The following is a 13885-nucleotide window of genomic DNA, read 5'->3' as shown; positions in this document are numbered from 1 at the left end:
TTTCAGGAATTGATTTTTTCTTAGTCAATTGTTTTTTTGAGCTCATATCACTAAAATATAACAAACTATATTTGTGCCCGATGGCCAAAATAGAAGACAATATCCGCAATTTCTCGATTATCGCCCACATTGACCACGGCAAATCCACTCTCGCCGACCGTTTGATCGAACTGACCAAAACGGTTGCCGAAAAAGATATGCAGAACCAGCTCCTGGATGACATGGATCTGGAAAGGGAACGTGGCATTACCATTAAAGCCCATGCAATCCGTTTGCTCTATGAACGCAACGGCGAGCAGTACATTCTGAATATGATCGATACCCCGGGGCACGTCGACTTCAGCTATGAAGTTAGCCGCTCCCTCGCCGCATGCGAAGGTGCTATTCTCGTCGTCGATGCCACTCAAGGCATTCAGGCGCAGACCCTTTCGAACCTGTACCTCGCGATTGAAAACGATCTAACAATCATCCCAGTCCTGAACAAGGTGGACCTGCCAAGTGCTAACCCGGACCATGTGGCACAGCTCGTCGGCGATCTTCTCGGATATGATCCGGATAAGATTCCTCGCATTTCGGCTAAGACAGGCATCAACATTCCCGAAGTTCTCGACCGTATCGTCGACGAAATTCCGGCCCCGAAGGGTGACGCCAGCGCAAAACTCCAGGCGCTCATTTTCGATTCCATGTACGACACCTACCGCGGGGTGATCAACGACATCCGCATCATGAACGGCACACTCCGTCCTGGCATGGAAATTCAGCTGATGGCAAGCGGCGCCACCTATACGGTGACCGAAGTCGGAACCTTCACCATGAAGCGCAATCCGCGCAAGGAACTCACCGCAGGCATGGTCGGCTACGTCCTCGCCAACGTGAAAACGATCAGCGACGTGAAGATCGGCGACACAATCACCGATGCCAACGATCCTGCCGAAAATCCGCTGCCCGGTTACAAAGATATTCAGCCGATGATCTACTCGGGCATTTACCCGATCGATCCGGAAGACTACAAGAATTTGCGCGAAGCCTTGGAAAAGCTCAAACTGAACGATTCCGCATTGCAATGGGAACCGGAAACTTCTGACGCACTCGGCTTCGGTTTCCGCACGGGCTTCCTCGGACTCCTGCACATGGAAATCGTGCAGGAACGCTTGGACCGTGAATTCAACGTGAACATCATCACGACCGTCCCGAACGTGGAATACCACGTCTATCTGACGGGCGGTGAAATGATCAAGGTTTCGAGCCCGTCCAGACTTCCTGATGCTTCGCGTTACGAACGTATCGAAGAACCTTATGTGAAAGCTCAGATCTTTACGCCTAAGGAATACGTCGGTGGTCTCATGAAGCTTTGCGAAGAAAAGCGCGGTGAATTCGAAAACATGGAATACATCGACGAAACGAAGGTCATCCTCAAGTACGATCTTCCGCTTGCCGAAATCATGTTCGACTTCTACGACAAGCTCAAGTCCATTAGCCGCGGTTACGGCGGACTTGACTACGCCCCGAACGGCTACCGAGCAAACAACCTGGTGAAGCTCGACATCTTGTTGAACGGTGATCCGGTAGATGCGTTCTCGGTGATCATTCACCGTGACAAGTCCGCATCCTATGCAAACGCAATCTGCGTCCGCTTAAAAGACCTGATCCCTCGCCAGCAGTTCGACGTCGCGATCCAAGGAGCCATCGGCGGAAAGATCATCAGCCGCAGCACGGTCAAAGCCGTTCGCAAGGACGTTCTTGCCAAGTGCTATGGCGGTGACATCACCCGCAAAAGAAAGCTTCTCGAAAAGCAGAAGGAAGGTAAGAAGCGTATGAAGAGCATCGGCACGGTCGAAGTTCCTCAAAAGGCATTCCTCGCCGTTCTTTCCCTTTCCGACGCAGGCAAGGGCTCCGAAAACTAATCATGTCTGTTCAGTCGACTAGCCGCAGACTCTTGCATTCCACGTCTCCGAGCTGGAACGTTCTTTTGGGAACGATCCTTGCGATTGTTTTCGTGGCAAGCTTTGCGGCTAGATTCTATGCGATTGAACCTTTCCGCATCGTCGGGAACTCGATGGAGCCCGAACTACCTTCGGGGGAGCTCGTCTGGGTCTGCAAACTTCCAACGTGTACAGACAAATTAATTCGCGGTGACATTGTACTCGTTTCGTTTCCCGATCATTCCGAAGCGCTCCGTACAGTCTTTGGACTTCCCGGAGACACAGTGCACCTTTCACCCGCCGGGAAAATCCGTGTAGAACAAGATCTGTACAGCTGGGAAGAAGAATCCGAAATTCTCGCGCCTCGCAGTTTTTACGTCCCGCGAAAAAACGATTCCATCGTATTTAAAAACTTGAACGACATCTCATTCGACTACACTTCGGAATGGGCGCATCGCAAATTCGGTTTCCGCAACTTTTATACCGAAGCCAAGCTGTACCGCGGCACGGACACGCTTCCGATCAGCCGCGTCGGCAGCACCCATATTTTTGGACGCCCCGTTTCAATCCGTGAAATCAACGGTTTTCACTGGCAAGAATACATTCTACTCGGTCTGCAAATCGACCGTGAAGATCCGGGAGCAAAGCCCGTCCACTTTGAACGCAAACTTTACCGCACCCAGGATTCTTCCGAAGTTCAATATTTCAAGGCTCCCCAAGACGCGTATTACGTCATCTGTCAAAAAGGCGTCCGTTGCGAAGATTCCCGCAGCTTCGGCTACATTTCCAAAAGTCAAATCAAAGGGAAGCTTTTACGCTTTTAAAAGCTTTTTCGGCGCTAGCGCCATGCAAGTGCACCACGTCCGATTTTTGAATAAAGCGTTCTAACGCAAGCACTGCCTTGCCCGAATAAAAATGCCATGCGACAGGATGCGTCAAGGCTTTGAACTTTTCTTCATCCACAGGCGCAGGCGAAGTTTCGTAAACCGGGAAGTGGCAAATTTCAATCTGATTTTCTTCGGAAATCGCGCGCAAATCCGCAGCCGTCTGCGAGGCGGAAATCCAGGCGACTTTTTTTACAGGATGCTTTTTTAAGAAGCCCGGAAAATCTTTGCCGGCGCCATTTTCCGATCCGGCTACCGACACCGAAATTCCAGATTGCAAAAGGCACTGCGCCGTCTGAACGCCTGCGGCAAAAATCACACCGCTGAAGTTTTTCAGGACCTCTTTTGAAAGATTCACCGCCCGTGGACTTCCGAGAAAAGCGGCATCAAAATCCGAAAGTTCCAGCGGAATTCCTGTCGGACGATACTGCAACGCCGGCACGTGCCAAAGCTCGTTTCCGGCCAAGGCTTCGCGAGAAAAGGCTTCCGCATTCGGTGGTGTCATTTTCGTATCGATGACAAGCATTAGTGTTCCGTATTCCAGAATGCGGCAATCGCTTCCGTTCCCGGAGCTTCCGAAGGAAGCATGATTCCTTTTTGATGGCAAGCGTCCATGAAGGTCTTTGCAAACGCGTCCAAGGCCTTGCATGCGTGCGCCTGTTCCGAAAGTGCATTTTCTTCAAAACGCTGGACCATGCGCAGAGACTGTCCGTTCTGCGGATCGGCGAGATACGCGGTAAAGCGGAAGGCGCTTCCATCCACTTCTAGGATTGCGCCCATCGGAACGCGACAGCCACCGCCGAGCAAATTCATCCAATGACGTTCCACACGAGCCGCAATGACCGTTTCACGATGAGAAATCTTTTCGGCGATTTCCCGCGCCATGGAATTTTCCTTGAGGCTCTGTAAGGCGATAATGCCCTGACCGATCGCCGGCGTCACCTGGTCGACCGTAAAGACTTCCGAAATTTCCGAAGGCATTTCCAAACGGTTCAAGCCCGCAGCCCCTAAGAGAATTGCGTCGAATTCCCCGTTCCTGACCTTTTCAATACGAGACGGCAAATTGCCGCGCAAGTTCACGCAATGCACGTCCGGACGCATTTTTTTCAACTGCAAAACGCGGCGCGGCGAACCGGTTCCGATCGTTGCACCAGGCCTTAAATCGGCAAACTTTTTACCGCCCGAAACCAAAACGTCACACGGATTCTCGCGTTTTAAAAATCCCGAAAGTACCAAGCGATCGTCCATCGAATCCGGCACATCTTTCAGGGAATGCACCGCGAGATCTATCTTCTTTTCCATCAGGGCTTCTTCGATTTCTTTTACAAAAACGCCCTGACCACCGAACGAAACAAGGGAACGCACATGGTCCTTATCACCGCTCGTTTTTATGATGCAGATTTCTGCGGTTAAATCCGGGAAAGCTTTTTGGATCAAGTCCCGGGTCAAATAGGCTTGGGCAAGAGCGAGAGCGCTTCCGCGTGTACCGATCTTAATCGTTCCCATGTGCAAAACCTCTTAATCTTCGCTTTTCAAGTCGAAGAGTTTTTCGAGAATCAACTGGCTTTCAAGGCCCATACCCGCAGCGCCCAGACGTTTGAGTGCCGAAGACGGACGGTGCAAAAGTTTCGCGATCAGTTCGTCGTTGTAACGGCGCAGGTGTTCCATTTCTACTGGAGACACACGATGTTCCCACTTTTGAAGCAATTCCTGTCCGATCGTTTCGTGGTGTTTGCGAAGCGAAAGTATCAGCGGAATCACACCGAGAGTCGCATACCATTCGGCGAATTCGTCCACCGCATCGCTGATGATTTCGCGAGCGCGTTCTGCGGAATGCCGTCTCTTGTTGCGGTTATCTTCCACCACGCGGCTCAGCTCGTCGATGCTAAAGAGCGAAATGTTAGGAAGCTTTGCAATTGCCGGATCGATGATTCTCGGAGCGCCGATATCTATATATACAGTCTTGACGCTGCGCTTCGCCTTTTTCACCATATCATCGGTAACGAGATATTCGGGCGAAGAGGCTGCGGCGATCAGCAAGTCCACGTCTTTCAGTTTTTCGGGCATTTCGTAGAGGTCATAAGCCTCACCCCCAAAACGCGCCGCAAAATTCTGAGCCTTGGCAAGAGTGCGGTTAAAGAACCGGAATTTGGTCACCCGTTCTGTGGAAAGCTCCACAGAAGCGATGTTTCCCATGTCGCCGAGTCCAAGTATTCCCACACAAAGCGGCGAAAGGTCGTCAAATTCGCGCAAAGCAAGCTGAACCGCCGCAAACGGAATCGAAACGGTACCTTCCCCGATCGCCGTATCCTCTCGGACCTTCTTACCGAGGGTCAAAGCCGACTGGAACAGGTGACTGAGGAAGAATCCCACTTTTCCCGCCTTCTGCGAAAGCTGAAACGCCTCCTTGACCTGTCCCATGATCTGGGTTTCGCCCAACACCAGGCTGTCGAGAGAGGAAACCACCGTATAAAGGTGCGAAATCGCCTCGATATGGGTCAAATAGAAGCAATGCGGGACGAGTTCTGCGGCATCCATGTGCGCAAATTCCGCCCACCAGTTGATCAATGTATCCCTTAATGCGTCCGGATACAGGGTCGCGGCATAGATTTCTGTACGATTGCAGGTAGAAAGGATGACCACTTCCGAAAGTCCGGGAAGCATTCCCAGGCTCGAAAGGCCCTTATCGAGCAGGTTACCAGAAAAACCAAGCCGGTCACGTAAAGCAACCGGGCACGTCTTATGACTTGCGCCGAGAACGACACAATGCGTATTTTCTTTATTGTTCATCACTTTTTTCAAATATGTAAGCTAGAAAAATTTTGGGAAGTTACCTCTCAAAAAAAGGATTATATATATTTGTGGCAGAATATTTATTGGAGTCAACGAATGAAGTCTAAGTTATTCGCTATCATCGGTATGCTTGCGGCCACCACTTTCGCCGATGACTATACCATTCAAAGTTTTTCCGGCGAAGAAGTCGGTACCCCTGACCAATATATTGACGCAGAATTTGGCGGCTCTTTGAAAATTTCTGCATCCGGCTCGGTCGAAAATGTTCAAGACGGACGCTTCTATGTACGTCAGAAGTTTGAAGATCCGTTTGGCGAAGCCCCGACTACCTACCAGCTTTATGAAGGCCGCGAAGGTTCCGACAAGGCTAGCCTTGCTGAATTCAGCCTTCCGGACGGCATCGCCTACGGTTTCGTCGTCAAAGCGAAAGCTTATTCAAGCAAAGATGCCGATGCAAACAGCGATATTGAAAAGGTTTACTTCGACGGCAAGTCCGTCTTCGCAGAAGGCGTGACCGAAATGTACGTCCACCGCGGAGTCAAGACGATTGCCCTCGTTTCTGCTTCCGCCGAATCTTCCTCCAGCAGCGAAGACACCTACGCAGCAGCCCCGGCAGAAGAAAGTTCCTCCTCCGCAGAAGACGAATACGAATACTGCGATGATAACGATCCGGATTGCGAAAGCGAAGATGATTACAACTACGACGTCCAAGGCGACGTGGGTGAAACAGCAAGCCGTGCAAACGACGAAGATTACGCTTCTAGCGACGCGGCAAACGATGTGACGAACCGCTTCGGTATCGCCGACGAAGTTCGTAAGTGGAGCGCTTGGGGTCTTGTCGGCGTGGCCGCAGCCGGTATCGGCATCGGCATCTACGACCAGATGCAGTATAGCGACGCAAAGTCCGCTTACGACGACGTAAACGACGTGATCGATTCCCACAAGGAAAATATCAAAAACGCTTGCGGCGGCAAGAATTCTTGCTACGAAGCTCTTCTCTGGTACGAAAAGCAGGATAAGACCTCGGCAATCAGCCAGCTCGAATCCCGCAACAAGAAGAACAAGGACGCGATGGATTCCTACTCGATGGCTCGTAACATCTGGTTCGGTGTTGCAGCAGCCTCGATCGCTGGCGCTATCGTCCTCTTCACCTGGTAATGAAGACCGGTAAAATTACGGTTCAAGATTTGGGCTTTGAGACGATTCTCGGGGCCCTTTCTTTTGAGCGCGAAACACCGCAACCGGTGACGCTCAGCTTTTCCCTTTGGTTGGACTTCGAACCGATTGCGGCATCTGACGATTTAAACGACACGGTCAACTATGCCGATTTGTCCAACGAACTGGTGAAATTTATTCAAGATTCCAAATTTCAGCTGGTCGAAACTTTAGTTCTGCGTACTGCCGAAAAGATCTTTGAAAAGTCCCCGAAGGTTTCTGCCGCCTGGGTCCGTATCCAGAAGACGGAAGCGATCCCGGGAGCCAAAGGCTCTGTGGCAGAGATCCAGCTCGAACGTTCCTAACCGTTCCAAGCATCAACTGTTTAAGCCTGAAAAGGCTCGATACCTTAAAGCTTCCGCGATGTCTGAACATTCAACGGAAGCCTTTTTTGCATCTTCCGCTTTAGAGCCGAACTGTGAAGCTCGCAAGTCCGCAATGGTGCGGGCAACCTTAAGCATGCGGTAATAGCCTCTAGCGCTTAGCTGCATTTTGTCGGCGGCGGAAACAGCAAAGCGTTCCGTTTCGACACTCATTCCGCAAAAGTTTTTTGCTTCGTCGCTTGTCATTTCGGAGTTCGTGCGGCAGCGCGAGCGCCTAAACCTTTGCTGTTGCAAGTCCCGGGCTGCGGTCACACGGGCACGGATTTCAGCGGAAGATTCCCCGGGCGGCATCTGCATCAGCTGTTGCGGATCGGTGGACGGGACCGCCATTTGGATGTCAATCCGGTCGAGCAACGGGCCAGAAAGGCGTTGCCGATACCGTCGAACGGAATCCGGCAAGCAGGAACATTCCCTTTTCGAGTCCATCGAATATCCGCATGGGCAAGGATTCATCGCCGCACCCATCATAAAGCGCGCAGGCCAGGAGACCGTTCCACAGGCGCGGCTGATGTGGATTACACCTTCTTCCATCGGCTCGCGAAGAGCCTCTAGAACGTTCCGGTTGAACTCGGGAAGCTCATCTAAAAAGAGCACTCCATTGTGAGCCAGGCTCGCCTCTCCGGGGCGCAGATGCACTCCGCCCCCGACGAGCGAAACCATCGACGAAGAATGATGCGGTGAACGGAACGGGCGGCGTGCAAAAAAGCTTTTCGCCTTATCTTCACCAAGAACATGTAGCGAAGAATAGATGCGTGTACATTCGAGAATTTCTTCATCGGTCATCGGAGGCAAAATGCCCGGAAGGCAGCGGGCGGAAAAAGTCTTGCCCGATCCAGGAGAACCGACTAGCAAAAAGTTATGAGCGCCCGCCGCCGCAATTTCCAAGGCTCTCTTCACCCCTTCCATTCCTACCACAGAACGAAAATCCGGTACCGAGGGATCTGCAGCCAAAGCCCTACGCGAAATACCGCAAGACCGCACCGGGAGCTTTACAGAACCCGGCGCAATCGCATCGATGCATTCCGCAAGGGTGGAGACGCCAATCACAGAAAGCCCTTCCACAAGGCTCGCCTCCGCAACGTTCTCCCTCGGCACCACCAAAATGTCTTCTTTTTTAGAAAGGCTCATCGCCACGGAAAGCACACCATGTACAGCCTTCACCTTTCCATCTAAAGAAAGCTCCCCCAAAAAGACAAACCTTTCTGGACGCTCCGCCTGGATTTCTTCGCTCGCCACGAGCATTCCAATCGCAAGCGGAAGGTCCAAAGAAGTTCCCTCCTTGCGCAAATCCGCAGGGGAAAGATTCACGATTATGCGACTTCCGGATGCCGCATAACCGGAACTTCGAATACTCGAAACGACGCGTTCCCGAGATTCGCGAACCGCATTGTCCGGGAGACCGACCAGTGTAAAACCGGGAAGTCCCGGCGAAGAATCAACTTCCACATGGACAGGAATCGCCTTGATTCCGAGCAGGCAGCTTGTGCGAATTCTTTGGAACACGTCGAAACCTCTTATGCAGCCGTGACTTCCTGGTACTTTTCCAGCACGCAGTTTTCGATGTGCTCACGGCATGCGCGGGTAATCGGATAGAAGATGCTGCGGTATTCCTCGCCCTTGTAGAACGGGTCGTTCGGATAGCCTACAAACAGACCGTTTTCACCGTCCATCACACGGAGCTGCGTGAGTTCAAACTGGTCGTTCAGAACCACACGGGCAAGCGCCTTGATGTGGCCCATGTTAATGCCTTCCTTGAACGGATACACACGGACATTGGTGACGACGAGGCAATCGAATTCCGAAACCTTCGCCGGCTTTTCCTGCTTGACTTCTGCTGTTTCTGCTTTGACCTTTGGCATTGCGCCCTCCTAATAAGTTAGCGTCTCAACATCGAGACACTGCTATTAAGGCAAAATGCGTGCCAAAGCAAAAACGGCGATTTCTTAAGGAAATCGCCGTTTTTTATTTTTCAAAAGTGATTAATCAGTGATTACAATCGATTAATCAGCGTCTTGGACGCAACGAACGCTATGCGCATAATTATCTGCGAAGTAATCAAAAACCCACGCTTCATCAAACCAGTCATGATAATTATAAAGAGCCACCCTGAACGCGTTACGCTCGGGGGTCAAAGTTCCTTTTGTCGACGTCCAGAAAAAAGCGGAGAATCCGATGTTTTGGCATTCGGGAACACACCCCCCCCCGCAGGAATGGCTCCAAAACCGAAAGGATCGTATCCATTACGCTCAATCGTTTTATCATAAGCCTGATAATAAGTCGATTTCCAGCCAACCTTGGATTTTAAAAGGCGTCCGGTCTGCCAGGATTCCACATACCTCCCGTTAGAATAAGCATACGCCGTAAGTCTGTGAAATTCTTGACTGCTCGGCAAATGCCACCCTTTGGGGCAAACGCCTCGGACCGTATCCTTTGGGGCGCATTCCTTTGATTCTAGTCCGCACTCCTTGCCGTCTTCGCTAAAAAGAGCCGCAGAATCCATGGCGGCCGCCCACGTATAATAACGTCCGAGCTTTGCACAATACTCAACGGAATCTTGATAGCAGAAACTGGTCGGTTTTCCCGATGCCGTTTGCACGTCATAATCAAAATTCAGGTTTTCCGCCATCCAGATTTGAGCCGAATCCTCGCTTCCGATTGCAACCGTTCTATAGACTTGCCCATCTCTTTCGTCGACAAGTTCCCCATATGAAATATTCGGGTTGTAATATTTTCCAGATTCCAAAACAGAATAGGAAGAAGATGAAACGACGTTTACACCAGAACTGGACGAATTTGCATCCGAAGATTCTTCTGACGAGGAAAGGTCTACCTCGGAACTAAAAGATGAGGAAGAAACTGAGGTAGACGAGCTTTTCATTTTACCCCTTAATCGCATCCGACATACTGAACATCGGCATGTACATTGCAATCATGAGGAAGCCGACCGCACCGCCGAGCACCACCATGATAAGCGGTTCCATCATCGACGTCAAAGCGTCGATCGCGGCGTCCACTTCTTCGTCGTAAAAGTCTGCGACCTTCAAAAGCATCGCGCCAAGCTGACCCGTCTTTTCACCGACACCGACCATTTGGATGACCATCGCCGGGAAGATCTTCGCATCCTTCATCGGATCTACAATACTCTTACCGCCAGCAAGGCCGACCGCGATCTTCATAATTGACGCTTCGACCACAGAGTTACCCGAGGTTTTTGCCGTTACCTGCAACGCTTCCGTCACCGAAACACCGGCATTCAAAAGCGTACCGAGAGTACGGCTAAAACGCGCCACGGCACTCTTGATTTGCAAGTCGCCCACCTTCGGAACTTTAAGCAAGAACTTATCAAAGGCAAAGTGCAATTTCGGGACCTTCATCACGACCTTGAACGCGACGATAATCGCGACGACGCTCAAAATCCAGAACGCCGCATAATCGCGGATCATATCCGAAAGATCCATCACGAACTGCGTCGGCCACGGAAGTTCGCCACCGAGTTCCATAAACGAAGCCGCAAAGGTCGGCACCACGAAGGAAAGCATCAAGACCACCACAAGAACAGCCACGACAGCGACCATCACCGGGTAAGTCAAAGCCTTCTTCACTTTACGGACCAAGCGTTCGTTCGATTCCAGGTAGTCGGCAAGACGAGAAAGAATTCCGTCCAAGATACCGCCCGCTTCACCTGCCGCAACCATGTTACAGTAGAGCTTGTCAAAGACCTTCGGATGCTGAGTCAAAGCATCGGCAAGGCTTGAACCACCGCTGATCGACATCGTAAGCTTGTGAACCACTTCGCGCATCGCCAGGTTTTCCATCTGCTCTTCCAAAATGGTCAAGCACTGGAGCATCGGAAGACCTGCGGAAGTCATCGAGCTGAACATGCGCGTAAAGCGGGAAACGTCCTTGGTTTTGATGCCCGAGCCGATATTGATCCGGATTTCAATCGGTTTGCGTTTAAGGCTTTCAACGACCAAGTGTTTACGGCGAAGCAGGGATTCCGCTTCATTCTTATCCTTCGCCTCAATTTCCCCGCTAAACTGGTTTCCTTGAGTATTTTGCGCCTTATAAAGGAAAACCGGCATGGATTAAACTCCCATTTGTTCGAGTTCTTTTTCAAGCTGAGTCGGATCCGGAGACTTGGCGACCGCTTCGAAATGTTCGAGCTTGCCCTGACGCACGAGTTCCGCGAGTCGCATATTCATCGTGTTCATACCGAACTTCTGACCGATTTCAATCATGGAACCGATTTGGTGCGACTTATTATCGCGGATCAAAGCCCGGATAGCCGGTGTCACGTTCATCACTTCGTAACACATCACTCGACCGCCGCCGATCTTCGGAAGAAGCATCTGACAGACAACGCCCTGAAGCACAAAGGACAGCTGGGTTCTCACCGTCTGCTGTTCACCCTGCGGGAACGCGTCGACAATACGGTTGATCGTCTGCACAGCGGAGTTCGTATGAAGCGTCGCGAGAGTCAAGTGACCTGTTTCCGCAATCGTCAAGGCGGCACGAATCGTTTCCAAGTCTCGCATTTCACCGATGAGCACGATGTCCGGGTCCTGACGGAGAGCCATTTTCAAAGCCTGGGAGAAGCTCTTCGTATCGTTGCCGACTTCACGCTGATTCACCATGCAGTTCTGGTGCTTGTGCAAGAATTCAATCGGGTCTTCAATCGTCAGAATATGTTCGTGGCGTTCCTTATTGATCTTGTCGATCATGGCGGCCAAGGTCGTAGACTTGCCAGAACCAGTAGAACCGGTCACAAGCACAAGTCCCGACGGACGAGTCGTAAATTCAGCGACAATCGGCGGAAGATCCAAATCCTTAAAGGTCTTGATTTCAAGAGGAATGATACGCAAAGCGAGGGCGACGCAGCCACGCTGCAAATAAGCATTCGCACGGAAACGTGCCAAGTTCGTAATACCGAAGGAGAAATCACATTCCTTGTTCTGTTCAAAGGACTTCTTCTGGAGTTCATTCATCAAACTGTACGTCATGCGCATGGTCTCATCCGGTTTGAGCTTTTCTGTGCCCATCGGAGTGAGTTTACCCGCCAAGCGAAGCATGGGCGGGATACCCGCGGTGATATGCAAGTCGGAAGCGCCACGCTTCACCATTTCTGCAAGAAGATCTTGAATATTATACATGCTTTGAATATAACATTAAATTTTTCGACTAGTATTTGCTGATTTGGGAAAATAACAACCCATGCCGATCGTTCTAAACCTTTGAGGCAGAAAATCTCTCAAAATTTCTAAATTGAGCAAAAATGAAGTTTTTTAGACCGCAGATTCTACTTTTTGGAGTCGCCCTTGCGCTCGGATTAAGCGCTTGCAGTGACGCCCAATACGACCGAATTCCCGAAAAGGTCGAAGGCTATGAAGGGGTGAACCTTTTTGTCTTTCACACATCCTGGTGTGGCTACTGCAACGCAGAGCTTCCCACGCTCAAAAAGATCTATGCGGAATATTCCCCCTGCGGACTGCACGTGATCGGAGTCAACGAGGATGACGACGAAAAGACGATGCTCGAATTCGTGAAAGCAAGGGAAATCCCCTACCCGGTCGTATACTGGGACTTTAAACTCATGAAAAAGTTCGGGCATCCGCGTTCGATTCCGACGCACTTTTTAATCGACAGTACCGGAAATATTCAAATGCGGCAGATCGGTCTGCTGAACGAAAAAATTCTCCGGACACAGATCGAAAAGGCTTTGGACGTTACGCATTGTCGTCCATAAACAGGATGACGTCTTCAATATTCTTTTTGCCGAGAGCAAGCATGTAAAGGCGATCGAGTCCCACGGCGACTCCAGATGCCGCAGGCATTCCATGTTCGAGCGCGGCGAGGAACTTTTCATCGATCGCCGGAACGGGTCTATGATTCGCCTTTCTCCAGGCGATATCCGCTTCAAATCGGCGTCTTTGTTCTGCAGGGTCCGTCAGTTCTTCGTAGCCGTTGCAGAGTTCCATATTTTCGATGTAAAGTTCAAAGCGTTTTGCGACCGTATCGCCGTTCGCATTCACATACGTTTGGGCAAGAGCGGCGCAGCTTTCCGGATAGTCCATCAAGAACTGCGGCGCGTCCTTTCCAAGATGCCCTTCCACGACCGTCACCATCAGGTAGTCCCACCAGTCTTCGGTCGAAAAGGTTTCCGAGCCTTCCACGTCCGGGACGTCGTTTTCTTTTAAGGCTTTGCGGTAATCGTCCGCAGTCGCCTGGAACGGGTCCACTTTTGCATAACGCAGAAACGCATCACGGAAAGTCAAACGTTCCGCCTGGATCTTTTTGCCAAGAATCGTGGACGCCAGATCTTCGACTTCCGTCATCAAATCTTCGTAATGCATACCGACGCGGTACCATTCGACCAACTGAAATTCGGAATTGTGCTTACAGCCGACTTCGTCCAAACGAAAAGCGTGCGCTATTTCAAAAATATCCCCGAAGCCAGCGGCAAGCAGTCGCTTCAGGTGAAATTCCGGACTCGTCATCAGATAACGGGTAGGCTTTCCGAGCGTTGCAAAATAATCCAAATGCACATCGGTTCCGCTTGCACGGGAAAGCACAGGCGTTTCGACTTCCTGCACATTTCGCGCCTTAAAAAAATCGCGGATTTTTTCGGTCAGCGCATAACGCGCCTTCCATGTCGCAAGATCGCAGCTCGGTTCAAATGTCTTCATGAAAA

14 protein-coding genes are annotated in these 13885 nt (G+C 51.0%); 5 read left to right on the top strand and 9 right to left on the bottom strand.

Annotated elements, in window-relative coordinates:
- Positions 1-80 precede the first annotated feature (80 nt).
- Positions 81-1904, top strand: coding sequence for a translation elongation factor 4 (gene lepA, locus BGX16_RS10590; RefSeq protein WP_100426006.1), 1824 nt, complete (start codon positions 81-83; stop codon positions 1902-1904).
- Positions 1905-1906: 2 nt separating this feature from the next.
- Positions 1907-2746 (top strand): signal peptidase I, encoded by an 840-nt coding sequence (lepB, locus tag BGX16_RS10585; RefSeq protein ID WP_100426005.1) that lies wholly within the window; start codon positions 1907-1909, stop codon positions 2744-2746.
- Here lepB and BGX16_RS10580 read toward each other — a convergent pair.
- The 3 genes from BGX16_RS10580 to hemA are packed head-to-tail and all read right to left on the bottom strand — an operon-like array spanning position 2721 to position 5596.
- Positions 2721-3332, bottom strand: a complete 612-nt coding sequence (locus BGX16_RS10580) for a uroporphyrinogen-III synthase (protein ID WP_157797990.1) — start codon at positions 3330-3332, stop codon at positions 2721-2723. The genes lepB and BGX16_RS10580 overlap by 26 nt on opposite strands.
- On the bottom strand, positions 3332-4312 hold the full coding sequence (gene hemC / locus BGX16_RS10575) for a hydroxymethylbilane synthase (RefSeq protein ID WP_100426003.1): 981 nt from the start codon (positions 4310-4312) through the stop codon (positions 3332-3334). Before hemC ends, BGX16_RS10580 begins: the two co-directional genes overlap by 1 nt.
- Before the next feature lie 12 nt (positions 4313-4324).
- Complete coding sequence (gene hemA / locus BGX16_RS10570) at positions 4325-5596, bottom strand: glutamyl-tRNA reductase (RefSeq protein WP_100426002.1); 1272 nt, start codon at positions 5594-5596, stop codon at positions 4325-4327.
- A 99-nt stretch (positions 5597-5695) separates the two neighbouring features.
- Here hemA and BGX16_RS10565 point away from each other — a divergent pair, with 99 nt between their 5' ends.
- Positions 5696-6757, top strand: a complete 1062-nt coding sequence (locus tag BGX16_RS10565; protein ID WP_100426001.1) for a hypothetical protein — start codon at positions 5696-5698, stop codon at positions 6755-6757.
- Entirely contained in the window at positions 6757-7119 is a 363-nt protein-coding gene (locus BGX16_RS10560; RefSeq protein ID WP_100426000.1) for a dihydroneopterin aldolase, read from the top strand. Before BGX16_RS10565 ends, BGX16_RS10560 begins: the two co-directional genes overlap by 1 nt.
- A gap of 12 nt (positions 7120-7131) precedes the next feature.
- Here BGX16_RS10560 and BGX16_RS10555 read toward each other — a convergent pair whose 3' ends face one another.
- The 5 genes from BGX16_RS10555 to BGX16_RS10535 form a co-directional block, all read right to left on the bottom strand.
- Entirely contained in the window at positions 7132-8700 is a 1569-nt protein-coding gene (locus BGX16_RS10555) for a YifB family Mg chelatase-like AAA ATPase (protein WP_100425999.1), read from the bottom strand.
- A gap of 11 nt (positions 8701-8711) precedes the next feature.
- Entirely contained in the window at positions 8712-9056 is a 345-nt protein-coding gene (locus BGX16_RS10550; RefSeq protein ID WP_100425998.1) for a SpoVG family protein, read from the bottom strand.
- Between the two features lie 269 nt (positions 9057-9325).
- The gene (locus tag BGX16_RS10545) at positions 9326-10075 is read right to left on the bottom strand and encodes an FISUMP domain-containing protein (RefSeq protein ID WP_157797989.1); all 750 of its coding nucleotides are present in this window, start codon (positions 10073-10075) and stop codon (positions 9326-9328) included.
- Between the two features lies 1 nt (position 10076).
- Positions 10077-11279 (bottom strand): type II secretion system F family protein, encoded by a 1203-nt coding sequence (locus BGX16_RS10540; RefSeq protein WP_100425996.1) that lies wholly within the window; start codon positions 11277-11279, stop codon positions 10077-10079.
- A gap of 3 nt (positions 11280-11282) precedes the next feature.
- Positions 11283-12347 (bottom strand): type IV pilus twitching motility protein PilT, encoded by a 1065-nt coding sequence (locus BGX16_RS10535; RefSeq protein ID WP_100425995.1) that lies wholly within the window; start codon positions 12345-12347, stop codon positions 11283-11285.
- A gap of 122 nt (positions 12348-12469) precedes the next feature.
- Between BGX16_RS10535 and BGX16_RS10530 the strand changes: the two genes are divergently transcribed.
- A complete protein-coding gene (locus tag BGX16_RS10530) occupies positions 12470-12940 on the top strand; it encodes a TlpA family protein disulfide reductase (protein ID WP_100425994.1) in 471 nt (156 codons plus the stop codon).
- Here the strand turns inward: BGX16_RS10530 and epmA are convergent.
- The gene (epmA, locus tag BGX16_RS10525) at positions 12921-13880 is read right to left on the bottom strand and encodes an EF-P lysine aminoacylase EpmA (protein WP_100425993.1); all 960 of its coding nucleotides are present in this window, start codon (positions 13878-13880) and stop codon (positions 12921-12923) included. The genes BGX16_RS10530 and epmA overlap by 20 nt on opposite strands.
- Positions 13881-13885 lie beyond the last annotated feature (5 nt).

The sequence above is a fragment of the Hallerella succinigenes genome (genome assembly GCF_002797675.1).
GTDB lineage: Bacteria > Fibrobacterota > Fibrobacteria > Fibrobacterales > Fibrobacteraceae > Hallerella > Hallerella succinigenes.
This window is presented reverse-complemented; position numbering and strand designations above follow the sequence as displayed.